The sequence below is a fragment of the Lacipirellulaceae bacterium genome (genome assembly GCA_040218535.1).
GTDB lineage: Bacteria > Planctomycetota > Planctomycetia > Pirellulales > Lacipirellulaceae > Adhaeretor.
This window is the reverse complement of sequence record JAVJRG010000005.1, coordinates 1613233-1638166: the sequence shown is the minus strand read 5'-3', so window position 1 is coordinate 1638166 and position 24934 is coordinate 1613233. Positions and strand designations below refer to the sequence as shown.

General features: G+C 55.4%; 19 protein-coding genes. 4 read left to right on the top strand and 15 right to left on the bottom strand.

Features of this window, described 5'->3' with window-relative positions:
• Positions 1-189: 189 nt before the first annotated feature.
• Positions 190-1428 carry a response regulator gene (locus RIB44_06750; protein MEQ8616276.1) on the top strand — a complete coding sequence of 413 codons (1239 nt, stop codon included), beginning with the start codon at positions 190-192 and terminating at the stop codon, positions 1426-1428.
• Positions 1429-1434: 6 nt separating this feature from the next.
• On the opposite strand, the gene RIB44_06745 is transcribed toward RIB44_06750, so the two are convergent.
• The 5 genes from RIB44_06745 to RIB44_06725 all read right to left on the bottom strand — a co-directional run bounded on the left by RIB44_06745 (position 1435) and on the right by RIB44_06725 (position 7271).
• On the bottom strand, positions 1435-1830 hold the full coding sequence (locus tag RIB44_06745) for a gamma-glutamylcyclotransferase family protein (protein MEQ8616275.1): 396 nt from the start codon (positions 1828-1830) through the stop codon (positions 1435-1437).
• A gap of 353 nt (positions 1831-2183) precedes the next feature.
• Positions 2184-3872: a hypothetical protein gene (locus RIB44_06740; protein ID MEQ8616274.1), complete on the bottom strand. Its 1689-nt coding sequence runs from the start codon at positions 3870-3872 to the stop codon at positions 2184-2186.
• Entirely contained in the window at positions 3869-4822 is a 954-nt protein-coding gene (locus RIB44_06735; GenBank protein ID MEQ8616273.1) for an ABC transporter ATP-binding protein, read from the bottom strand. The genes RIB44_06740 and RIB44_06735 overlap by 4 nt, the downstream gene beginning before the upstream one ends.
• Entirely contained in the window at positions 4819-6951 is a 2133-nt protein-coding gene (locus RIB44_06730; protein MEQ8616272.1) for a hypothetical protein, read from the bottom strand. The genes RIB44_06735 and RIB44_06730 overlap by 4 nt, the downstream gene beginning before the upstream one ends.
• Positions 6951-7271: a hypothetical protein gene (locus RIB44_06725; protein MEQ8616271.1), complete on the bottom strand. Its 321-nt coding sequence runs from the start codon at positions 7269-7271 to the stop codon at positions 6951-6953. The genes RIB44_06730 and RIB44_06725 overlap by 1 nt, the downstream gene beginning before the upstream one ends.
• A gap of 288 nt (positions 7272-7559) precedes the next feature.
• Between RIB44_06725 and RIB44_06720 the strand changes: the two genes are divergently transcribed.
• Both RIB44_06720 and RIB44_06715 read left to right on the top strand, forming a co-directional pair.
• Entirely contained in the window at positions 7560-10313 is a 2754-nt protein-coding gene (locus RIB44_06720) for a hypothetical protein (protein MEQ8616270.1), read from the top strand.
• 2 nt (positions 10314-10315) lie between these two features.
• Complete coding sequence (locus RIB44_06715) at positions 10316-10870, top strand: DUF309 domain-containing protein (protein ID MEQ8616269.1); 555 nt, start codon at positions 10316-10318, stop codon at positions 10868-10870.
• A gap of 3 nt (positions 10871-10873) precedes the next feature.
• Here RIB44_06715 and lipA read toward each other — a convergent pair whose 3' ends face one another.
• The 9 genes from lipA to RIB44_06670 form a co-directional block, all read right to left on the bottom strand.
• Positions 10874-11857, bottom strand: coding sequence for a lipoyl synthase (gene lipA / locus RIB44_06710; GenBank protein ID MEQ8616268.1), 984 nt, complete (start codon positions 11855-11857; stop codon positions 10874-10876).
• Complete coding sequence (locus RIB44_06705) at positions 11854-12093, bottom strand: type II toxin-antitoxin system HicB family antitoxin (protein ID MEQ8616267.1); 240 nt, start codon at positions 12091-12093, stop codon at positions 11854-11856. Before RIB44_06705 ends, lipA begins: the two co-directional genes overlap by 4 nt.
• 195 nt (positions 12094-12288) lie before the next feature.
• The gene (gene cysK, locus RIB44_06700; protein MEQ8616266.1) at positions 12289-13230 is read right to left on the bottom strand and encodes a cysteine synthase A; all 942 of its coding nucleotides are present in this window, start codon (positions 13228-13230) and stop codon (positions 12289-12291) included.
• A 164-nt stretch (positions 13231-13394) separates the two neighbouring features.
• On the bottom strand, positions 13395-13841 hold the full coding sequence (locus RIB44_06695) for a hypothetical protein (protein ID MEQ8616265.1): 447 nt from the start codon (positions 13839-13841) through the stop codon (positions 13395-13397).
• A 305-nt stretch (positions 13842-14146) separates the two neighbouring features.
• A complete protein-coding gene (locus tag RIB44_06690; GenBank protein MEQ8616264.1) occupies positions 14147-17989 on the bottom strand; it encodes a hydantoinase B/oxoprolinase family protein in 3843 nt (1280 codons plus the stop codon).
• A gap of 78 nt (positions 17990-18067) precedes the next feature.
• Positions 18068-19078 (bottom strand): hypothetical protein, encoded by a 1011-nt coding sequence (locus RIB44_06685; GenBank protein ID MEQ8616263.1) that lies wholly within the window; start codon positions 19076-19078, stop codon positions 18068-18070.
• A gap of 148 nt (positions 19079-19226) precedes the next feature.
• The gene (gene mgtE, locus RIB44_06680; GenBank protein MEQ8616262.1) at positions 19227-20546 is read right to left on the bottom strand and encodes a magnesium transporter; all 1320 of its coding nucleotides are present in this window, start codon (positions 20544-20546) and stop codon (positions 19227-19229) included.
• Positions 20547-20664: 118 nt separating this feature from the next.
• Positions 20665-21141 carry a CbiX/SirB N-terminal domain-containing protein gene (locus tag RIB44_06675; GenBank protein ID MEQ8616261.1) on the bottom strand — a complete coding sequence of 159 codons (477 nt, stop codon included), beginning with the start codon at positions 21139-21141 and terminating at the stop codon, positions 20665-20667.
• 184 nt (positions 21142-21325) lie between these two features.
• A complete protein-coding gene (locus RIB44_06670) occupies positions 21326-22660 on the bottom strand; it encodes a replication-associated recombination protein A (GenBank protein MEQ8616260.1) in 1335 nt (444 codons plus the stop codon).
• Between the two features lie 196 nt (positions 22661-22856).
• Here RIB44_06670 and sthA point away from each other — a divergent pair, with 196 nt between their 5' ends.
• Positions 22857-24269, top strand: a complete 1413-nt coding sequence (gene sthA / locus RIB44_06665) for a Si-specific NAD(P)(+) transhydrogenase (GenBank protein ID MEQ8616259.1) — start codon at positions 22857-22859, stop codon at positions 24267-24269.
• Positions 24270-24287: 18 nt separating this feature from the next.
• Here sthA and RIB44_06660 read toward each other — a convergent pair whose 3' ends face one another.
• Positions 24288-24800 carry a hypothetical protein gene (locus RIB44_06660; protein ID MEQ8616258.1) on the bottom strand — a complete coding sequence of 171 codons (513 nt, stop codon included), beginning with the start codon at positions 24798-24800 and terminating at the stop codon, positions 24288-24290.
• Positions 24801-24934 lie beyond the last annotated feature (134 nt).

Sequence of the window (24934 nt, the reverse complement as noted above, 5' to 3'; positions counted from 1 at the left end):
TTGTCTTCTTGCCACTTCGGGGTGAAACCCTGAAAAACGTGGCTGTTTCAGCTTTCAGGAGCAACGATGTCTGAGCGGTAACCTAGCTTTTAGTATCTTCCGAATGGCCTCCGATGCAGGGCTCAATCAGAGGCTGAGGGAAGGATTCAAAGCAACTAACACGCTGCCGCAAGTGCGACCGGTCCCCAGATGCAAAAGATACTTTTCGTCGACAACGATCCCAACGAGCTGGCTGCCCTCCAGAAGTTGCTCCGCGCGTACCGCCGTCACTGGGAGATGACCTTCAGTGGTGGAGGCAACGAGGCGATTCAGCTTCTTGCCGAAAACGAGTTCGACGTTGTCGTCACCGAACTGAAAATGTCCGGCATGACCGGCGCCGAACTGCTCAGGTACGTTCGCGAGTTGTACCCTGATGCCGTCCGATTGTTGCTCTGCAGTCAGGCGGAATACTCAGAGCTCTTCAATTCGGTCGGCCCGGCTCACCAGTATCTCACCAAGCCGTGCGACCCGGAGTTGTTGTACGATGTCATTTCACGGGCCTGCCTACTCAAAGAACGACTCGCCCAACCAGGATTGCGGGCGTTAGTCTCCAAGATCGACGCCCTGCCCTCGTTGCCTGCCGTCTATCTGAGGTTGGTCGACGAACTACGTCGTGAAGATGCTTCGGTGGATCGAATTGGCGAGCTGATCTCAAAAGACCTCGGCATGACCGCCAAGGTCTTGCAGTTGGTGAACAGTTCGTTCTTCGGTTTGCCGGTTCACGTGAAGGATGCAACGCATGCCGCTGCGTTGCTTGGCCTGAACACGCTTCGCCCGCTCGTGCTCACCGCTGGGGTGTTTCGGCAACTTGAGAAATCAAAAGTCCCCGCTGAGTTACTGCAGGACGTGATGGAACATAGCCTCGCGGTCGGCTGCCTAGCCAAACGCATTGCCGAGAGCGAAGGGCTTGACCGTGATGCAAGCGACGACGCCATGCTCGCGGGCATTTTACATGATGTTGGCAAGTTAGTGCTGGCAGAGAACCTTGGTCGCGACTATTCCATCGTGGCCTCTGCCGCTGAAATCACTAACCTTCCGCTCGAACAAGCCGAGCTAGACCAGTTCGATACTTCCCATGCTGAAGTTGGTGGCTATCTGGCCGCCATTTGGGGACTGCCTCAAGACATATTGGAAGCAATCGCCTTCCATCACGATCCTCGCCAGCATTCCGGCAACCAGTTTTCAGGTGTTACCGCTGTCCATGTGGCGAATTGCCTCGTTAACGAGGCGAACTACGAGGATGCCGCCCCCAACCCGGATTTCGCAGAATTGCGTGAAGAAAAGCCCAGACACGACAGACTCGACCAGGCTTATCTGGCAAGGCTCGATTGCACAAGCAAAGTCGAGTTGTGGAGACAACTCGCTGAGCAGTGCCGCGCTGGAGTCTAGCTCTCTTTAGCTCAGTCGCTTCATGTATTCAGCCTTTGCGTGATCGGCGAACCATTGGACGGTCCAAGTATCCTCCGAGGCCAGCGAGCTGTAGGACTCGGACAGCACATAGGTTTGGCAGGTGATTCTTTCATTCTTCTCGTTCACGGGGTGAACTTCGATCCGCTCGTAGAAGTGCGATTCGTACTGATCGAGTCTGGCGAGGTCGGTCGTCGTAAGATCAAAGTAAATGACTCCGCTTGCTCGTTCCGCAGGTGCTGGTTGAATCACCGGGTAAAGATCATCAACGACGCGTTTCACTTCGTATCCCTGAAGCTCAGCCGGACCGTTTTTCACGGCACGCCCAACCACTTGCTGCCAAATGTCCTCGAAGATAAGCGTTCCGTAGGCGAACAGATTCATTTGGCCAGCTCTCCTGAGCTCGTTGATTCAACGATGGGTTTAGAACCCTCGCCTTCAAGCGAACCTTCAGGTTTTAATAGCCCTGGGATTTATACCAGGGGAACGGATGGTTTGTTGGTTTTCTACCGAATCTTTAGGGTTTTTGGCCCACGGAGCGTTGCTGAGGTCGAAATAGTCCGCGGCTAATTTCGGTCTCGGCTATGCCCCGCCTTTCTGTAACGCCTCTTGCTCGACCGATGTTCTGGTAAACTTAGAACCCCGGGATAAATCCCGGGGCTATTATGTTCGTGAGTGAAGGGCGTCAGACCGCAGGTTACGAATATTCAAACCCACCAGCTATAGTCGGTGGCAGTTTAGTTCTCTGAGGTCGCGGAGCTTTCCAATGCCGCCTCAGCCTCCCAAGGATTGCTTGGTCCCAGCTCAGCGACGGGATGCAATTCCTCCTCGTCCTCAGTCACTCTTTCAGGAGCTGCGATGCGGTGTCGGGCCAACTCAGCACAAACGGAGCGAAGATTCAGCAGGAACGCAACCACCGCAGCGGCAGGAAGGATGATGACCAGCATATGAACATACCCTGTGAGTCCGCCCTCCATGAGTTCGCCGAGGGTCCAAAAGGGGTTCGTTACCAACAGCAACGAGTAGCCACTGCCTCGGAACTGCTCGGACATCTCGTGGATAATTGCAGGAGTACCGACACCAGCCAGCAGCAAAATAACGTGCAGCAAAAAGGCTGCTACAAGCGGCACGTACGTAATCCTTCGCATCAGCCCAATCAGTAGGCGACCAATTCCCAAATAGGCGATCAGGTAGCACCAACCCAGGACAAGAAAAAGAATCGCGTTCTCCCTTGTTGCAACTCCAGTCGTCGGTTGCGAGTAGAGAAGCAACACAGCACAACCCAGCAGGACAATCGCTCCGGAATTGGCGATGGCGAACAAGTAACCTGAAGCGGGGCCAGGATTGAACCAAGAGAATAGGGATCGCCCCGCCAGACTGCTAGGAAGCGACCGCTGTACTCTGCGTGAGAGATGCGGCCATTCTCCCGTCATCAAAGTTCCCATCAGATACCAGTACGCGAGGCTGAGGCCTCCGCAAGCAACCACCATGACCATGAGAGCTTCGGGTTGATTCGGGTACAGCATCGGAGGTACTGTCATCCACCCGGCGAGGCAAACCTGCTGCAGAAGCATCCACAGTCGCAGACGTGTCGAACGATTTTCGCTCGGGAAAGAAATCTGTGCAGCCGCCGCCGAGTGGAGCAAACCAAACGTCGTGACAAAAAGTGTTAGCAGCCCGGCAAGGACCAACCAGAACTCTTTATCCCGAATGAAGCGGCTGCTCTCATCAAGCAGTTCACTAGCGCCACCCACAGAGCCGAAGAAAATTCCAGCGAGCCCAAGAATCAGCCCCACGGAGACAAGCATCTGGGTGTACCGGACCGATGCTAGTGTGCCAGCCAACAGTCCGACCATCGATAAACCGACCGAGCCAAGCAGCGTCACTGCCAGCAACGTCGCGACCGAGAGACTATCCACGCCGCGAAGCAAGAACGTAAAGGCGATACACGGACTGACCGCTGAAAAATAGATAAGAATCTGGACGATCGCGCTGCCCAATTTACCCGTAATCACCTGAAGCGAAGAGAGCGTCGTGATTGAAAGCAGGTCGTAAGTGTTGTCTTCCTTTTCCGAAGAAAGCGATCGAAAAGCAGTAAACGGCACGATCACCGCTAACGGAAAAGCGAGGATCGCATAGTAAGCGACCAACATCTCTTGCCCCGAGGCGATATAAAAAATCTGCGGGCCGATCATCGCGCGACCCGCAAACGTGACGATCCAGCAGGCGATCAATACCACAGCAAACGTCAGCAGGAACTGTTTGCTCTTGAGTGCCTGTCTCGTTTCTTTCACGAGAATAGGGTTGGCCCATTCGAGCAGCCCTACCAACTTTCGTTCAGCGGCTTCAAGCCAAGCACGCCAACCACTTGCCGATTTTGTGGTGCTCTCAGTCTCGGTGGTCGCCTCAGAAGTCACAGCACTCATTGCACGCGGCCCTCCGTGACATGCAGGAACACATCCTCCAAGCTCTTGGTCTTTGAAGAGAAATCAATCACAGGAAAACCCGCGTCGACAATCTCCTTCAACAGCGAGGCCTGCTTTGGTGGGCCGCCCTCATGAGTGAACGCGATTCCCTGATCTTTCTGCACGATATCGGCAATGTCGTCGCGTGCTTGTAGCCAGTTAAGCAGACGCTCCCGATCTTCCAGCACCCGCACATGAACTTTGCTAACCGTTTCTGCCCGACCGCTGATTTCATCAACGGAACCGACGGCGAGCAGCTTGCCTTGTTCAATGATTCCTACCCGATCACAAATTTCAGCCAGCTCGGTGAGAATGTGGGAGCTAATCAGCACCGCTTTGCCGTCCTTGGCCAATAGTGCAATCATTTCACGCAATTCGATGCGTGCCCGCGGATCGAGACCGGCTGCTGGTTCATCGAGAATCAGAACTGCCGGATCGTGAATCATGGTGCGGCCCAAACAAAGCCGTTGCTTCATTCCTTTGGAAAGCCCATCGATCGGCTTCTCCGCCAGTTTGTCGAGCTGCGTAAAGTCCATCACGTAGTCAATAGCGTTCGTCCGCTCTTTTGCTTGCAGCCCATAGGCACGGGCGAAAAAGTCGAGGTACTCGTAGACGTTGACGTTTTGATACGCGCCGAAGTAGTCAGGCATGAACCCGAGTCGGCGCCGCACTCGATCAGGGTCGTCGACGACCGAGAATCCGTCCACGAACGCATCGCCATAGGTAGGCTCATCAAGCGTGGCGAGGATTCGCATGCTGGTCGTTTTCCCGGCACCGTTGGGTCCGATGTAACCGAAGACCTCCCCCGGAAAAACCTTGAAAGACATATCCTGCACGGCTTTGGTTTTGCCGAAGTAACGATGCAAACCGGAGACTTCAATCAATGGTCGACGCGGGGCATTGGTCGTCATGGTTGATCCTCCGCCGTTCCGTCTGCTTCAGATTTGCTCGCGATTGCGTACCGTCCTTTTAGCACATGAAAACTCGACTCCTCCTCGGCGTCCTCAACTCCGATTTCGACTTCCAATCCACGAGACGTGATCGCGACATAGCGACCACGACCGAGACCATCGATCAGCGGAGAAATCGCTGCACTAATTTCTGCCTCTAGCAAGCTGTCTGAGATCCGCTCAAGTCGATCATTGCGGTAACGCTGGGTGATCTCCCCGCCAGGCGGGAAGATTGGCTCGTTGTCGAGAACCAGCTTCCGCAACTGGGTTGCTTGTTCTCGACGGTTCGTTTTCTCGAGAGTAAGAGACTCACCGGCTGCCAGTCGATCGCACCCGTAGCTCTCGCCCTGCAGATCTTCTACCGCCAGAGAGAGGACATCCGCCCCGAGATTATTCGTCACCGTTAGCCCGTCTGCCGACTCAACGAAATTGAGCCGACGCGTTGTTGCACGGGAAGTAACGCTTAAATATTGAGTCGGCGAGCGTGAAGCGAGCCAGCCGTCGGTGAGTTTCTGCTCATCCCCAGACCATTGCATCTCATGGTTGACGACAGGCCGTTGCCAATAGCGGTTGGAAGCGCTCGTCATCATGGCATTAATCGGATAAAGAGCCGTGTCACAAGGCACGGTAAGACCGCCCGGCGGCGCGATGCCCGCGTAGTAGGAAAGCCGAGCCCAACTGGCGGCTTCGCCTGCTGCCTGATCCAGCGACGTCACACTGCGAGCACGCACTCTGACGCCGGTACCATCGGCGAGCAATCCGTACCCGAATAAAAATAGCGTCAAGAGTCCCGCAGAGACGGGCGTTGTAACCAGCAGCCAGGGCAACTTCTTCGCTCGCTTTAGTAGCCAGTAATTCAGTGGCCCAATCGCCAGGACGAAAAGCGTGATGAGCAACTGAAATTGTGTGACGGGTGCGAGGCCCACGCCGGGGATCAAGAAGTTATTGAACTCATAATTAGGCGAGCCCGGAGCATTCCCATGACGAAGCTGCCAGATCGCACGACGCGAGATCAAGGAACTCCACGCTGCCGCCACCGCATCGCGGGGACGATTCGTGGGAAGAAAAGCAGTGACCGTACCTAAACCATGGGAGCGTGCCCAGAAAATGCGTTTCGACGTCTGCGCGTTAAAATCTTGAAAGGCTTGTTTGACGCTTTTCACGGTAGGTTCGGCGAAGCGCCGATCAGCATCGCTCAGTTCAACAAGACCGTGAAGCTCTTCTTCTTGCTGATTATTAATCTTGACCGTATGCCAACCGAGTTTCTCGGGATCGATCCTTCGCGTCTGAACCTCTGTTTCTGAAGCGTCACCTTGGAGATATTCCGGAAGGTCCCACCCGGACCAGTATTCCCCACAGTGAAAAATCCAAAGATTGCCACCAGCGCGTACCCAGTTCATCAAAGACTCGAATCTTTCCGGATGTCGATCCCGAAACTTGTCGAAACTGGCGCTATCAAACACGACAACTCCGTATCCAGTGAGTCCTAACCACTGCCGAGGAAGCTGCTTGAAGGAAATGCCAACTGGGCTGGCACCGGCATAGTCGAAGTGTCTCTGTTGAAAGTAGCTGGATGAGGACCGTGTGTTTTCACTGACCAAGAGAAGCACAGGGCCACCTTGGTTTCGGCCAACGTTGACAGAGAAGTAATTCTCGGTGGCACATAGCGACTCCTCTCGGCGACCGTCTATCCAAACCTCCCAATTCACGAAGTGCCAAGCAGTGTACTTGGGGACCAGCACTTCGGAGGTCGCCCGCGTGGAGCCGCTGGGCATGACGAAGGTCTTTTCGCTTTGCACCACCGTCCGACCGCGACGACCTCGAAAGGAAACTTGCACCGTGACTTCCTGCTCAGCCACGGTGGGAGCGGGCGTTTGATAATCAATCTGCACGGGGCAATAGCCGTAATTTCGCTGGCAGTCTGCTGAGACCGTGATTGTCGGTTGCGGTTTGGCTGCTGCTTTCGTACCCGGACGGGGAGGCAGCGGCTTGGTGTACTTAATGCCTTGGCCCCGCGTCGGCTCCGACGAGAACAGCGCCGCCACCAGCACCAAGATGAGCGAAGAGAAAAAGCGAGACTTCCGGGGCATTAACGATTCTCGCTCTCGGAAAGTGATGCACTTGAAACCGCCTCTTCGCCAAGTTTGTCTGAGGAAGCGGACTCGCGAATGACGCCGCCACGGCTCGTGCGAGCGACAACTTCTTCACTTCCAACCAGCGAAGACAAGCCCGTGCAAAGTAAAAAGAACAGCACATAGCTAGCAAGACAAACCAGCAGGCACACCGAACCCATGGTGACCGCAACGCCCCAAACCCCTCCGCCAGCGGCACTAGCCACAGCCAGTGCCAAAAGTGCCGCAACGGGCACCAAGGCAAGAATTGTCTTGAGCGAGAATTGGGGGAGTAGCATGTTCAAATTCTGCCAGAAGGTCTTCTCTGGAGGCAAGCACGCGGCATTCACTCAATAAAGCTTCGCTTGAGTGTGCTGAATCTTGCCAAAATACCTGTCAGGGCTGAGGGTGAGCCGGTAGCATGGATGGTGTCCTCTCGGCAGCGGCTCGCCTCGGCAGGGGGAATGTTCCGCTCGCATTATAGCAAGTTTTTCCGATCAAGTATGTTTGCACTTCCATCAATCAGAGGTCTCGCAGTTAGCTTCGCTGGCTGTTTGCTTCTCAGTCTTTCAATCGTCACCGACTGCATGTCGGCGCCGCGTGTAGAAGCTTATCTCAGTGCCCAGGCAGGCGGGCAGAGCTTCGGCGTGGGGCGTGTGACCGTGGCTGTTGATCGAGGAGAACCGTCGATTCCTCTAAGCGACGAACGCTTCACCGTCGAGTCAGCCGACGGACGGATTCTCTATCCGGCTCTCAAAATTGCACCAGTTCGTCGCCTTCTGCGGAGAATTCTCGAAATCGACACTCCAGCCGCCGTGACGCTGTACTTTCTTTTCCGAGGCGATGCACCGCTCGACCTGGAGGTGTACTCGCCGACGCGACAGCGGATCACGGTGCAACCTGTCACTGACGATCGCATGCATCGCCGACTTCTGGACGACTGGTGGGAAGAGTACTCCAATCGCTGGCGCGACCTACGGCAAGATCCTGAATTTCCACCCGTAGTGGAAAACTTCACCGCTCCGACGCTCGCAAGGCGACTTGGCAAACAACTGCCGACTCCTAGGCGGACATGGCTTCCTTGGGAGCAAACCAAGCAAACGATCTGGGATGAGGTGTTCGCCACGGAGGCTTATCGTCTCGACCTTGATCAAAAACTTCTGGCTGCCAAGACCAATGTGAACCAAGAGAGCGAACTCGTTGCTCTTCCACCATCAATGCCTTGGCCTGAGCCTAAGGTCGATCTGCAGGGCGAAGTTCCAGGTGAAGTTACCGTTGAGGAAATGGCTAAGCATGTCCCCGCCGAATGCTTTTACATCCGGTTCGGGACCTTTAAGAACTATCTTTGGTTCCGCGATCTCAACCGGAAGTGGGAGGGCGATCTGAAGAACATGATTCTCCGGAGGGGAATCAACCGCGCCGCGTCAAAGCGGTTGGAGCAGCAACTGTCGCTTCGCGAATCGGCTCTCGCAAAGATTATCGGACCGCAAGTGATCAACGACGTGGCGATCATCGGTTTCGATCCTTACACCAACGACGGCGCCGCGGTGGGGATCGTGTTTCAGGCAAAGAACAACTTCCTTCTGTCACGCGACCTGACCGCGCAACGACGCGAAGCTCTCCAGAAGTTCCTCGAAGGAGAGAATAAGGCCGAAGAGAGCGAGATCGAATTAGCGGAGGGCAAAAACGCTTCGTTGATCTCGACCCCCGCAGGAGAAGTTCGATCATATTATTTACAGAGCGGCGAATTTCACCTTGTCACGAATTCCCGATCATTAGCTGAGCGTTTCCTAGCTGCTAGCGCAGGGAAACAGCCACTTGCAACGGATCCCGCTTTCCAACTAGCTCGCTCCACCTACCCTGTTGAACGTAACGATGCTGTCTTCGTCCACCTTGGCAACCGTTTCTTTCAGACCCTCTGCTCACCAAAAGTGTGGATCGAAAGCCAGCGTCGGCTGAGTTCTTCGCGACGCTTAAAGCTGGTTACCATCGCAAGGCTCATGGCCGCGGCTGAGGGTTCTCAAGCGACAACCTTACCAGAGCTGATTGCAGAGAATTATCTGCCCGAGGGATTCAGCGTTTGCGTGGATGGGGCAGAACTCATTTGCGACGACCTGGGAGGCGTCGACACAAGGCGTGGGCGACCCGGGCTATTCCTGCCGATTGCCGACACAGAGGTTGAACAGGTCACCAAAGAGGAAGCACGAGACTATCGACGCTTCTCTGAAAGATTCTTACAAGAAGTCGGCACGATGCGGCCTGTCTCGATCGCGATCCAGCGGAATCCGATCGTTGAGAAGGACCCCGAGACAGAACGCGAAACACAAGTGGCTGAGCAACTCGTGGCTGAAATCCTTGTCGAACCGCGGGAAGGTTTGAAACTTGGCAAGGTTTCTGACTGGCTTGGCCCACCGAGCGATCACAAGATCACCCCCGCGGCCAACGATCTTGCGCACTTCGAGCTTGTACTCGAGGCCGCTCTACCACTACTCGGCGGAGATGCCGAACTGCATCATCTGTTTGGGGGTGTGCAAGATTTCTCTTCGCCGTTGATCATTCGAGAAGGTGCCGCAAAGTCTGCCGGAAGGCCGGCTGACTTGGTCAGGGGCTACCTCGGCGCGTGGCCCAAGCCCGGATTGCTCGCGCTGTTTACTGGTGAACGACCGCGAGTTGCCGGGGAAGCGGTCGAACTTGAGAATGCGATGTGGCTGGCGGGCCGCGACGACTACTTATTGCTGACTTTCAAGCCGGAGATCGCCAACGCCGTCGTGCCGCAACTAACGCGGGTACCCGCGGAGCGAGCGGCCCAGTTCAGGTTTGAGGTTCAGGACCTGACAAGCACGGGGTTGGCCGATCTGATCAGCAGCTTTGGGTACGGGCGAGCTCGCGAAACGAGCGTCGCGGCAAGCCGCTTGATGAACACCGTAGGAAATCAGCTCAATGTATCCCGTGACGAATGCCAGCAAGTCGCCGAGCAACTCATGGATGGCTCGTTCGTTTGTGCTCTCGGCGGAGACTATCAACTCTACGAGCCCGCCGATGGCATCGCTGTCTGGGCTTCTTCGGCTGTGCCGACGGAGAATCGTTTTTTGCTCACGCGAATGCCCGAAGATTTCGAGCTGCCACTGCTCTCTTGGTTTGGCGGGGCGAGTGGGGACGCCTGCCTCACTGAAGAGTCACTCACGGGACACTTCGAACTCATTATGAAAGAGCCGCCGGTAGCGAAACCGCTCGCGGCTAAGCCCGATGCGGCTAAGCCACAAGTGGCTGGTGAGGACGGAAAAACCATCGCACCACCACCGCCGGAGCCCCAACTTCCGGAGAACCCAGCGGAGGAATGATCTTGAGCGTACTGCCGGAAATACCCGTCGTTGATCGCCCCCGCTACTCGAAAGAGAAGCTCCCGCCCTATTCCTACGTGCCCAAGCAGACGCCTCACCCGGTGAGCGACCCGACGGGACACTGGTACGGTCGCGAGGAGGTCGTTCCACCGCCTCTAAGCCCCGGCGACTGGCATGCATCTGAGACTTATCTCTACGCCATCGACTTGTTCAATCACGGCTACTATTGGGAAGCCCATGAAGCGTGGGAGTCGCTCTGGCACGCGGCAGGCCGTGAGGGGACGGTTGCCGACTGGTTGAAAGCCTTGATCAAGCTTGCCGCGTCACTCGTAAAGGCGCGCGAAGGAAACCCTCGCGGTGTCGAGCGTCATGCGCGTCGGTCACTAGAGCTGATTGATCTCGTCGCTGCTGAAATTTCCGAAAGCTCATTCTGTGGCTTGAGCCTCGCAAGAGTTGAGGCAATCGCCCGAGGATTTCTGTCTGAACTTGGCAACCAGACTTTAGACACAAATCCAGCGCTGCTCATCTCTTCCTGGCTAGAGCTGAAGAAAAACTGACACTCAGGGCGACTCCTCGGTAATACCGCGTGCCTTCGCCAACAGTTCCCCGGCCCGGTAAGAACTCCGCACAAGCGGCCCCGAAGCTACCCCCGCAAAGCCCATCGCATAGGCCTCGCGTTCGTACTCAGCGAATTGCTCAGGCGGAACGAACCGATCCACGGGTAGAAACCGCGTACCAGGACGACCAGGAGCTAGGTATTGGCCGAGAGTCACTAAATCGACTCCGACCCGGCGAAGTTCACGCAGGGAGTCGAGGATTTCTTCATCCGCTTCACCGAGCCCAACCATCAAGCTGCTCTTCGTAACGATTTCTGGTGCGAGTTGCTTCGCTTGTCTCAAGACTTCCAAGCTTTGAGCAAACGATGCCCGCGGGTCGCGGACGAGGGAGTCCAACCGCGCAACGCACTCAACATTGTGAGCGAATACCGAAAGCGGAGAGTTCTCGAGCAAGAGCTCCAATGCTTTCCAGTTTCCGTCAAGGTCGCTGGAAAGAAGTTCGATCGTCGTTTCGGGCAGTCGGGCATGGACCGCCTCGACACAATCTCGATAGTGCCCTGCTCCACCATCAGGCAGATCATCGCGGTTGACGACGGTAATCACAACGTGGTCGAGCTGTAATCCCTCAACCGCGTCCGCCAAGCGTTCGGGTTCCTCTGTCTCTGGAGGAGGCGGGGCTTTCAGCGTCTCGACAGAGCAGAACCGACAGCCGCGGGTGCAGCTCTGCCCAGCGATCATAAACGTCGCCGTACCACGGGCCCAACAGTCGTGAATATTCGGGCAGCGGGCTTCCTCGCAAACGGTATGCAAGGAGTTACCGTGAACCGCGGTATCCGTCCCATTGAAGACTTGCTGCCCAAGCCCCGCAGGAAGGTTTACGCGCAACCATTCAGGAAGCCGTTGACGCGGCGGTTGCGGATCAACGATGGGTAGTTCGAGTAGCGTGGATTCGGTCGGGGGAATTCCGTCAGGGGATGAGGCTGTCATGCGACGTCTTGCATCCTGTTCGCAAAGTCTCGCCCGGAAGTGGGAGGAGGCAATGGCTTATCGTCTTGATGGTAGATTTCGATCGTCTCTTCAACGATTTGGCACAGCTCCTCAAAGACTTGCTTCTCATCGTTGCCGTGGCATCCGCCATAAAGTAAGCCTGGTGAACTTCCAACGTAGCAATTGTCTTCGTCAGACCACTCGACGATCTTTACATAGCGAGCGCTTTCTTTCATGACTTGGACTCCTCGATTGCTCGTGAAACGGCCTTCTCTTGGTAGTGGTTGGCATCTGCATTCATTTTACCCGAAACGGTAATCGGTTTCTTGACGTTCGGGTGAGAATAGTTCCGGTGACTACCTTTTCCGCCTCGTTCAGTAAAACCGGCGTCAAGGAGATCTCGCACGAGTTCGCGAACTTTCCTTGGCATATCAGCCTGTGAGCCCTTCAAACAACGGAGTACTCAAGTAGCGTTCACCAAGGCTGCACATAATCGTCACGATCCGCTTGCCTTTCATCTCTGGTCGAGCGGCAACTTTAGCGGCGGCACAAATGTTCGCTCCGCTGGAAATACCGGCCATGATGCCCTCCTCTTTGGCCAATCGACGTGACCACTGGAAGGCTTCTTCGTTACTTACTTGTATGGTTTCATCAACCAGCGAAGTGTCAAGGTTGCCAGGAATAAAGCCGGCACCAATTCCTTGAATCTTATGCGGACCTGGGTCGCCACCGGAGATCACAGGCGAGTCCGTGGGCTCAACCGCGATGGAAAGAAAATTCGGGTTCTTACTCTTCAGGAAGCGCGAACTACCAGTGATTGTGCCACCCGTCCCCACACCTGCGACCATGACGTCGATGTTCTCACCGGAGTCGGCCCAAATCTCCGGACCCGTCGTCGCTTCATGAATGGCCGGGTTGGCCGGATTCTCAAACTGCTGCGGCATGAAAGTATTTTCACCGTTGTTGGTCAGTTCCTCCGCCTTCGCAATAGCCGCTTTCATTCCGCCTGCAGCCGGCGTGAGGACCAACTCAGCCCCCATCGCTTTGAGCAGAGCGCGACGTTCGACGGACATCGACTCCGGCATGGTGAGTGTCAGACGGTAACCTTTCGCAGCGCAGACAAAGGCCAGAGCAATCCCCGTATTGCCGCTGGTCGGCTCGATGACGTGCGTCTCAGCATTGATTTTGCCGTCCTTTTCACCGGCTGCGATCATCGCTGCACCGATACGATCCTTCACGCTGTTCAGCGGCTGGAAGAACTCGCACTTGGCGAACACCGTCGCGTGATCCTCGGGCACAAGGCGATTAATCCGAATCATCGGTGTCTCGCCGATAGCCTCGGCGGCGTTGTCATAAGTACGATTGCGGGGCATGTTGGGTACCTCGGTTGCCTGGGATGAGCTTCGTGTGACTGAATCGCGAATTATCAGCGGTTCTGGCGGCTCCGACAACCCCTACCTTCGTAGTGAGCGGATCTTTCGATGCGAATCCCAAAGCTCTACCACTGGAAAACAAAAAGAAGGACCGTGGAGTCGCTTTAACCGTTCGTCTCATCGTCCTTCATCTCGCGACGAACTTCTAACGCATGCTCTAGGATTGGCAAACTCGCTACGTCTTTCGGCCGGTTCGCAGCCTTTTTTGCCGCAACCACATCACTGAGATCAGCAACCTTTAGTTTGCCAGAGCCAATCGGAATTTCTGAAGCCCGAGAACGCAGAGATTCGAATTTCACGCGACTCGAAAGCTCAAAAACAATATCGATATCAAAAGCCAATCCTTCGATCCTTATCATTTTGCTTGACGGTTCGAAGGGGCGCGAAGCCACAACGCCTGGACCTAGTGCTACTACCAAGCTCTTGATTTTTTCTTGGTTCACTTTAGTGTCACGAACAAAGAGATCGATATCCTGAGTCGTTATTGGTACTCCCTGTAACGCTGCTGCTGAGTTACCGATCACGATCGCTTCCAACTTCGAGTCAGCCAAAGCATTCGCAAGTTTTTGAAGGATCTCGTCTTCCCAAGAAGCGGACTCAGAAGACATATCTGCCCTCCTCGTTTTTTCTTAATAACCAGCGACGTGGGACGCTATCTGGTTGTAAGAAAGAGCGCAAGATCATACGTAAGTCGTGTGGGTCAATATGTGATAATTTGGGACGCAGCAGTTCGTACCAACGGTCGACTTCACGTAGCCATGCTTCTTGCTCGGCCTGGAGTTCAGATAGATCATTCGCGTTCTTGCTCATAGCTTTATTCTCTCACATTGGTTTGCCATAACAAGGCACGACTGCCCTATCTCGGTTCACCAAAGCCCCCACCTCCGGGAGTCTCGATCTCCAGGACATCGCCCGCTTCAATCTCACGTTCGCAGATACCCGGTAGTTTTTCAACGTTTCCGTCACGGTCTGCCAGGCGATTTCGACCGCACTCCCCTGCGCTGCCGCCATCCAATCCAAACGGCGGACGCGGACCACGGCGTCCTGTGATGAGTGAAAGCTTGAGCGGCTTGAGGAATTCCAACTTTCGTCGCATGCCGTTGCCGCCCACATGCTTACCCGCTCCACCGCTTTTTTCTCTAATTCTCATTTCCCAAAGTCGGACGGGTAAGCGGCGTTCGAGAATCTCCGGGTCTGTACTCCGTGTGTTGGTCATGTGGACTTGGACAGCGTCCGCCCCGGCTGCGTTTCGCGTCGCGCCACTGCCGCCGCCTAGCGTTTCGTAGTAGCCAAACGTCTCGTCGCCAAATAGCACGTTGTTCATCGTTCCCTGGCTGGCAGCGGCGATGCCGAATGCTCCCAATAGCACGTCGACGATGCGTTGAGAGGTCTCTACATTCCCAGCAGCAACGGCAGGAGAATCGCCTGGGATTTCGCTTGCCGGAGGATTGAGCAAGCACTCTGGCAGGACGATTTCGACGGCATCGAGCACACCTTCGTTCAGCGGGATGTCTTCATCGACCAACAGTCGCAAGATGTAAAGTACTGCTGCTGTGACGATAGCGCGATTGGCGTTTAAGTTTCCCTCAACCACCCCGCCCGTCCCTGCAAAATCGAACACGGCAGCCGCACCGCTTGCGTCTTCGCCGTGCAAAGTGACCATCACTTTGATTGGCACACTCTCCCCTGAGGCTGTCTGGATGAAATCTTTGAACTCATACTGCCCCGCGGCGAAACCGGCAAGCGATTGGCGGACCTTTTGCTCCGCAGCACGCTGCACCGCTTGCATCTGATCTAGCAGCTTTTGCTTGCCATGTTCTCGAACAACTTGCTTGAGTTCATTAGCACCACGCTCCACCGCGGCAGCTTGGGCCGCTAGATCGGCCAGATTCTCATTCGGATTTCGCGACGGATATCTAGCACTAACAAAAAGGTCGCGAAGTTCGCTCTCAAAGACTCGCCCGTTCCGACGGTAGAGAAAGTTACTGATGAGCACTCCTTCCTCAGCCAGCTTCGTTGAATTTGGCGGCATCGATCCGGGCTGCACCCCACCAATTTCTGCGTGATGAGCGCGACACGCCGTGCAAAAGAGCAACTCGCCCGTGACCTCATCATAGACGGGAAGCACCATCGTGATGTCGGGTAAATGCGAACCGCCACGATAGGGGTCATTTGAGATGAATACGTCGCCGGGTTGCAGATTCGGATTGTCTGCCAAGATGCTCCGCACGGTGATTCCCATAGCGCCCAAATGCACAGGCACGTGTGGAGCGTTGGCTACAAGTTTTCCCTCGCCGGTGAACACCGCACAACTGTAGTCGAGCCGCTCCTTCACGTTCACGCTAACTGCCGTCCGTCGCAGAACATTCCCCATCCGTTCCGCTACGCCGACGAGCAGATTGTTGAAGATCTCCAGCTCGACTGCTTGTGACTCAGCTCTGTGAAGTTCCTGTCCAGCGTCCGAGTCTTTGGATAGCAGCAGCTCACCTCTCTCCAAGACTTGAGCCCGCCAAGTTGGGTCAACGACAACGAGTGTGTGCTCTTGAGCAATCAGCGCAGGACCATCAATGCGTGTGCCCGTCGCGAGCGTCTTTCTCTCGTAAACGGGAACCTCGAGAAGTCGTCCGTGAAAGAAGATCTCGCAGGAAGATGGCTCACTGATCTCGGAGCGTAGGTTTTCGATCTCTGATTCCAAACGCAATGCTGGCAAGCGAACTTCTAGTCTTGTACTGGCAATGTGCAAGGGGCGATCACGATGCAAATAGCCGAACTGCTTCTGATGGAGCTCCTCAAACTGCGTTCGTATGGTGTCAAAAGCTTTATAGGGAATCATCAGCTTTGCGTCGGAGCCCGTGTAATGGACCTCTAAGTAGGGATGGAACTCTAGGCGATCGCGTTCGACTCCTTCCGCCGCAAACTCTTGTGTTGGCGACTCGGCAAGCCCACTGAAGATTTCCTGTAAGTCTGATTCATCGAGCATGGCCAACGACTGCCAAAGCCCTCGCGTTGAGTGGCGAACTTCCTCAGCGACGCTGATGCCGTAAGCGCTAAGAATCCCTGCGTCGGGATGATGCAGGATTTCTCGAATACCCAAGTCATCCGCCACGGCACACGCATGTTGGGCCGCCGCTCCGCCAAACGCCACCAGTAAATGCTCATCCGGTTGTACGCCTTTGGCGATGGTGACGTTGCGAATCGCCCCAGCCATATTCGTATTGGCGATCTTCAAGAAGCCTTCGGCGAGGTCTTGGACTGTTAGTCTTTCGCCAGTCTGCGCTTCTACTTGCCGTGAGATAGCATCCAGCGCATTGAGGGAGGCCATTTTGTCCAACTGAAACGGAAAGCGGTGCACGAGAACACGGCCCAACGCGAGATTAACATCCGTCACCGTCAACGGCCCGCCACGACCGTAACAGGCGGGACCCGGATCAGCACCGGCGCTGTCTGGGCCAACTCGCAACTTCACGCCATCAAACCAGCACACCGAACCGCCCCCCGCGGCAATGGTCTCGATCGCCAGCGTCGGCGTCATTAACCTGACGCCTGCCTTATCGCTCTCAAACTCTTGCTCATACTCTCCTGCATATCGAGAAACATCCGTACTCGTACCACCCATGTCGAAGCCGATCGCTTTCGAATAGCCGGCTTGCTCAGCGGCCTGCGCATATCCAACAACACCACCTGCTGGACCAGAGAGAACGCTCTGGCAACCGCGGAAGCTTTCGATGCTCGTGAGCCCGCCAGCAGAAGTCATCAGACGGATCTTGCTTCCTGGCAGTTCCTTTTGGAGCTTGGCAAAGTAGGTTCTAAGGACGGGGTTCAGGTAGGCATCGACCAAAGTGGTTTCGGCACGGGCGACCATTTTCACGAGTGGCGAGACCTCGCTAGACCGGCTAATCTCTGTGAAGCCAATCTCACGAGCAATCTCTTCGACCACGAGCTCATGCTGCGGATACAAGTCGGCGTGCATCAAGCAAATCGCTAACGACCCGATGCCAGTTTCTTTGAGTGCGGTAAGCTGCTGTCGAACTTTCTGGGGATCTAGTTCACGGAGTGTTTCACCATCGGCAGATACCCTCTCGTCGATCTCAACGGACCGTTCCGTCAGTGGCTTGCGTTTCTTGATCGCCAACTCGAAGAGCTTCGGTCGGTCTTGATAGCCAATTCGCAAAACGTCACCAAAGCCTTTGGTCACGACAAGTGCCGAGTTGGCGCCCGTCCGCGTGAGCAAGGCATTCGTGCCGCGGGTGGTTCCGAGCCGAAGCACAACAGGTGGCGGCGTAGCGTTTGCCGGCAGGCCGAGCAGATAGCGAATCGCCAAGACCGGTGCATCGTAATCGTGTCGAAGCTCGTAGCGAAAAGAAGCCGTTGGCAACTCGTCGAGCGACTTGGAAAGTTCGAAAACACCTCGCTGACGATCAAACCGAGTGACTTGTCGCTCTACCGTCACCTCACCGTTCTCGCTGAGTAAGGCAAAGGTCGCTCCATCCCAGAAGTTGGCGGGATCACTCCGGCGGGCATTATCAACGATCGAGCCCACGCTCGAGCCTTCCCCGATTTCCCCTTTCATAACGCCTGAACTTAGCAGCTTATGGCGGAATTGCTCGCCACTAGGGGCCGTCGCCAAGCAGTCCGTGAACGTACCGCCCACGTCGATTGCAAATTGCCAAGGAGTTTCAGACGCTATTTGATTCACCATAGCGCTGATGATAACCCAAATCGCGAGTCATTCGTGCGATTCGGTTAATTCGCTGACAAAAAACATTACCAACAAAGCTTACCGGAACTTATCGAAGAACGACTGCAACCCGGTTCGGCGACGCGCGGTCTGAGACTTTGCCCCGCGACGCTGCAAATCAGCCACGGTTTGCCCCTTCGGCGGAATCACGAAGACTTTCGGGTCGTCAATCACCCAAGGCGTTGACCAGTTCTTGCCGTTTTCCCAGTTCGCGACGTTAAAGAAAATGCTGTCGAGATACTTCACCTTCGAGTTGTAAGGAAAACTACTGAAGAGGTGGTCATCCTCAGTCAAGTCACCGATTCCTTCGCGGGCGTAGTAATGGACTTGCCCATCAGGCGTGTAGGACATGCCGAGGGTCCACCAACCATGCTCGTAAATCTTCGGGCCTGGCACGTCACGGCCATTCTTTCGGGCGCGAACGCTTAGTTGTGCGTAATCTTCTTTGAAACGACGGTCCGATTCGCTGCGGAACAAAATGAAGAACCCGGGCCAATAGGGCTCCATATCCCCATCGGCGTTGCTTCCACGAACATCGCCGCGGAAGCCAAAGCTCGCACCGGTGCGATTTTCCCAGCGATGAAATTCTGGCAAATAGACACGAACGGTCGCACTTGGCTGCCAGGAAACATGAATTGGTCGACCGAGCCTCGTTTGCACGCCCATAATCAGGTCGTCTTGCATCTGCTCGCCGGCAAGCTTCCCAGGAATTCCTGATAGCCGTGTCGCCATCAGCAGCGAGCCTTCACTTCCAGCCATACCACCAGGTGGAGTCGCGATCCGTTGGACGACATCCGGCTGTCCGCGTAACGCGCTCTCGTACCAACGTTTGTTGTGTGAGAAACCGCCTGGAGCTCGTTGCTTCTTATCTTGCTCGTGACTGGCCTTGCTGCCATTCATCGTGTACTTCCAATTCGCATCCTCGAAGTCGTCCCCCAAACGCTCAACTTTGACGCCAGTACCCGGCACAAACGGCTCAGCCGCGAACGTGCCGGCAGAGAGAAAAAGCGAAGTGAGTGCTAGCAGTAAAGGCAGTTTGGTACGTTCCATCGTCCGTGACTCCAGCGCATAGAATGGGTCTACGGACTGGTATCGGACGTTAGGCACTAAGAGTTAAAGTTTTCCTAACCGGAAGAAACTAACATGTAAGCCAAAGCCACTGTCTCTTGCAGCGAATCTTGCTAGCAGCTCCTTTTGGCTACATGATCATCCCCGAGAAGAGGACGGCAAAACCTAAGAACGAAGCGAAGCCCACGATATCGGTCACGGTGGTCAGAAAGATCGACGCCGACTGTGCCGGATCGCGACCGAGTGATTTGAGCACAAGCGGAATCACTGCTCCCGACAGAGCGGCCGTTCCCATGTTGACGATCATTGAGAGGCCAATGACCAGCGACAGCCCGGTACACGCCTCCAAGGGATCGCCTTTCAGAATTCTCCAGCCGAAAACTGCGACAGCGGTAACCAAGGCTATCGAAACACCGTTGACCAGTCCGCCAATCAATTCTTTACGGATGACTTTCTTCTCGACACCAGGAATGATTTCGCGGAGCGCTAGACCACGCATCACCACAGCCAGTGATTGAGAGCCGGTATTACCACCTTGCCCAGCCACAACGGGCATCAACACCGCCAACGCTGCTACCTTAGCGATGATCCCTTCGAACAAGCCAATCACCGCCGCGGCCATAAATGCCGTCAGTAGATTGACAAACAGCCACGGTAATCGGCTGCGGACGACCGTGCGGACGGGTGACATAGCTCGCTCTTCGGCTCCGGCACCGACGATCTTTTGGAGGTCTTCAAACGCTTCGAGCTGCACGGCCTGCAATGCTTCATCATGTTTCACAACTCCGATAAGTCGACCCTCGAAGTCGACCACAGGCAATGCGAGGAACCTGCGATCCTGCATCAGCGTGACGACCTCTTCTCGATCCATCGTGTCGGGAATCGCAACGATATCACGCTTCACCAGTGGTTCAATCAGATCGCGCGGTGCTGCGAGGAGCAAATCTCGCATATTGAGAACGCCGGATAACTCTCCCTTACGATTTGTGACATACAGATAATGAAGCGCTTCTCGCGGAGCTTTTCGAATTGCTGCGATCGCTTGTTGAGCCGTCAGATCAATCGAGAGCGAAACGACACCCGGCTCCATCATGCCACCGGAAGTTTCGGGTGCGTAAGCGTCAAGTTCCCGGAGTATACGCGCCTCTGACTCCGGCAACGATTCGAGGATCAATGCCTTTTGGGCGTCGTCCATTAAGTGCGTCAGCGAAGACGCCTGACGAGTGGGAATCGCGGACAGTAATTCCACGGCTCTGTGAGTATCTTGCTTCTCCAAGATACGTGCAGCGACGGTTAAGTTCAGCCGCTCAAGCAAGGACGCGGCCACGCTATTGGGGAGTTTCTTGAACAGTCGTAGTGCTTCGTGGAACTCGATCGTTTCAAACGACCTTGCCGCATCTTCGGGGTGCAGATCAAGAAAAGCACGTAGCAAAGATTCGAAAGGCTTCACCAATTCATCCTTTGTCTAGAAAGCTTTCTCGCAGCGCAAAGCGTTAGCGAGGTGTTACTGTGCTAGCCAATGGGCCTAGAAGCCGGCAACTTCGCCGCGATTGGACGAGCAACACATCTTACCCTTCGGCGGCGTATTTGCACCCAGTCGATTCGCTACAAACGTCGCACGAGTCTGCGACGCCCTTAACGCGCTGGAGGCAATGATCGATGCGGTCGCTAATGACTTGCATCATCAGTTCGTGCAGACCTAGCGGTGCAGTCACCACGTAAGGAATATTGCCATGCTTCTGCGAGGCTTCGCCAGCCAAACGGGGGATGTCGCTATTCCAGTGCCGCCCCGGTGATAGAAAGTAGGGGAACACGACAACTCGCTCGGCCCCTCGCTCGAGACAGCGTCCGAACGCGGTTTCAATCGAAGGCTCGGCAAGTTCCATGTGCGCTGGCTCAACGATTCTCCAATCGGAAGAGTTGTCGTAGGCAGCAACGACTTCGAGAAGTAGTTCGTTGCTTTCGGCACGACGCGACCCGTGATCAACAAGAATAATACCGGTTGTGTCCGCGTCGAAGGGAGCAGAGATCATATCGCTAGACATAGGCAGATTACTCACAGCAAAAGGGCTGAGCTTTGGCCACGGATTTCACTGATGACGCGGATATTATTGAACAGGAGGAAGCAGAGATAGCGGAGAGGTTTAGATATGAGACTTCGCACTCAGTACCCTCCGTTTCCTCCTGTAAAAACAAATCCGCGTCATCCGTGAAATCCGTGGCCGAAAACTAGCGTTCCATTTCGTTTGACTTCGCCGCCGCTAACTTCGCGCGAATCGCTGCGACGCGTTCCTGAAGTTCTTTCTCGAAGCCGCGATCCACCGGACGGTAATACTCCCTTTCTACGCCCAGATAGTCCTGCGAAGCGATACCGTCCTCCGCGTTATGGGCGTATTCATACCCTTGGCCATGCCCCAGCCGCTTCGAACCTGCGTAATGCCCATCGCGCAGGTGCATCGGTACGGGCACTAATCGTCCCTCACGGACGTCGGTACGAGCTTCGCCAATCGCAACGGTCGCCGCATTCGATTTCGGGGCACAAGCCAGATAGGTCACGCATTGCGAAAGATTCAATTGACACTCCGGCAAACCGACGAATTCGCAAGCCTGCATCGTCGCCACGGCGAGCGGTAGTGCGCGAGGGTCTGCGTTGCCGATGTCTTCGCTGGCGAGGATCACCAGCCGGCGGCAGAGAAAGCGAATATCCTCGCCCCCTTCAATCATTCGAGCCAGCCAGTACAGGCCCGCATCAGGATCACTTCCGCGGATGCTCTTGATCAAAGCGCTAGCCGCGTCGTAGTGGCTGTCGCCGCTAGCGTCGTATTGAATGGCTTTGCGTTGGACCGATTCAGCCGCGAGCTCCAAGTTGAGTTCGACGGGACGCTCGCTGCTGGACAGTACCGCGACTTCCAGGGCACTCAACGCCCGTCGCGCGTCACCGTCGCAGACTTTGGCGAGGAACTCAAGAGCCTCAGGATGGGCTTCGACGGAAATCTTGCCTAAGCCTTGCTCTCCGTCCGCTAGTGCTCGGTTCAACAGCCCAAACACGTCGTCTTCGGTGAGCGGGTGGAACTCAAATACTTGACTCCGGCTCACCAGCGCATCGTTGACGGCGAAGAAGGGGTTCGACGTGGTTGCTCCCACCAAGACCACGTTGCCCGCTTCGACATCGGGCAATAAAGCATCTTGCTGGGATCGGTTGAAGCGATGGATCTCATCGATAAACAGCAATGTTCGCGATCCGCCAGAAGCGACCGAATCTCGGCTCTCGTCAAGAACTTCGCGAAGCTCCTTCACGCCGCTACTGACAGCATTCAACTGGCGGAATCGCTGTTGCGTTGAACTCGCCAGCAAATGAGCCAGGGTGGTTTTCCCAGTGCCGGGGGGGCCGAAGAAGATCACCGCAGAGAGTCGATCCGCTTTAATCAGTCGCCGCAGCAGTTTGCCTTCGCCGAGAAAATGCTGCTGTCCTGCGAATTCGTCGAGCGTGCGTGGACGCATCCGTGCCGCCAACGGCATCACGCTCTGGCGGTTCTCTTCCTCTTGGGCAGCAAAAAGCGACATCATTCTAGGGTCGATGAATGTGAGAAACGGACTACAATCCTTACAGTCGTTGTACGCCGTCAGGGTTCGCCTCGCTACCCTAAGGGTAATAACGGCACAGGCGGACCGACTAGAGAGTTGTCATGTTTGGGGTCGATGGTCCTACGAGACGCTCTTAACCACAGCCATTCCTCGAATTCGCCGAGATCGCTTCGCCATGAAACACTACGACTGCATTGTCATCGGAACCGGTCCCGCGGGCCAAAAGGGCGCGATCCAAGCGGCCAAACTCGGCAAGAGGGTCGCAATCATTGAGAAAAATGCCGTCTTGGGTGGGGCCCAGATCAATACGGGGACGATCCCCTCGAAGGCGCTCCGTGAAGCGGCGCTTCACCTCACCGGAGCCAACCGAAAGGGCCTGTTTGGGAACACGACGCGGGTCAAGAGCGAAATCACGGTTGCCGACCTTGCGTCCGTCTCGCAACAAGTGATCAGGCACGAGTGGGACGTAATTCGTAGCCAGTTCGAACGAAATCATGTCGAACTGATCTGGGGTCGAGCGGAGTTTCAATCGCCTAATGAATTGGTGGTGCATGGTCCAGACAACTCGGAAGTCATCACCGCAGACCAGTTTCTCATTGCTGTCGGAACCCGCCCTGCCCGCCCAAGCCACATTCCGTTCAACGAGCATTCGATCCTCACAAGCGACGAAATTCTCAAGCTGGATCGCCTTCCCAGGACAATGATCGTAGTTGGTGGTGGCGTCATCGGCACTGAATATGCCTGCATCATGTCGACGCTCGGTGTGCGTGTGACGCTGGTCGAAGGCCGCAACCGATTGCTCGGCTTCCTTGATCGAGAGATTTGTGACGCATTTCAATACTTCTTACGACAAAAGAGCGTCACGCTGCGCTTGGGTGAGAAAGTTGAAGAGATCAAAGAAGTTCATGTCGAAAACGGAACCTCGCACACGCTCGTGCAAGCGCAACTTGAATCAGGCAAAACACTACGGGCGGAAACTTTGCTTTATGCCGTCGGGAGACAGGGCGTCTGCGGTGCTTTAGGACTAGGAAAAGTTGGCATTGAATTCGATGATCGTGAGCGCCTGCACGTCAATGATGACTACCAAACGAACGTCGACCACGTTTATGCCGCCGGCGACGTGATTGGTTTCCCGGCGTTAGCCTCCACTTCAATGGAACAGGGCCGCCGGGCCATCTGCCACGCTTTTGGTCAGTGCGATGTGGGTAATTACAACACCTCGCTCTTTCCTTACGGCATCTATGCTGTGCCAGAGATCTCGATGGTCGGCAAGACGGAAGAGCAACTCACTGAAGAAGGCATCCCTTACGAAGCAGGTATCGCCCACTATCGCGAAATCGCCCGTGGCCAACTCATCGGTGACGACCTGGGGATGCTCAAGCTCTTGATCCACCAAGACACGCACGAAATCATGGGCGTGCACACGATTGGGACCGGAGCAACAGAGCTCATCCATATCGGCCAAGCCGTGATGACTCTAGGCGGCAGGGCTGAGTTCTTCATCAACAACGTGTTCAACTTCCCAACGTTAGCCGAGTGCTACAAGGTGGCAGCGTACAACGGGCTGAACAAGTTGAATCACGTCTAAAGCGAACAGTCATCCCAACTAATTGTCTAGCGACAATTGCGTCCGTTGACGCCCTTGCTGGAGAACCACTTTCGTGGGCGGCTGAATGGAAACCACTTCGAGCTCGCCAACTTTGTCACCCTCAGCAAGCGTCGAGACTTCCCCATTGAGCAGTAGCAATGCGCGGGGTTTGTCGAGCGTCGAGAAGCCCATCAGTTCGACGGCTTCACCCTGTTCGCCATTGTTGTTCTTGAGGGCTCCATTGCGGCGTGGAGCGGCAAACATTTCGACACGGTCAGGAAACGGAGGCGCGTAATCCGCCTTCTTCTCCACCTTAGCCGGCTGGTCGGTGCCCTTCAGTTCCTTGCCTTTTGGAGCGTCACTCTTCTTTTTGGAAGAAGCAGGCTTGGCCTGTTGCTTAGGGGGTGCAGTGCTTTGTGTCGCGACTGCTGCCACTGGTGGTGCGACCACGGCAGACGGTTCCGCCTCGCTGCAACCCTGCATCGCAAGAGGAAGCAATAAGAGCGGAAGTGAGATTGGGGACTGTCTCATAAGATTATGCCTTGAACGTCGTCTCATCCGACATACGGATCCAAAAGCGGAACCGACTTGAGGGATTTAGCTACTCAAAGGTAGCTCTCTCAGCTGCGGGTGTTAGAAAGACCCTAGAAAACAAGGGAGAAAAA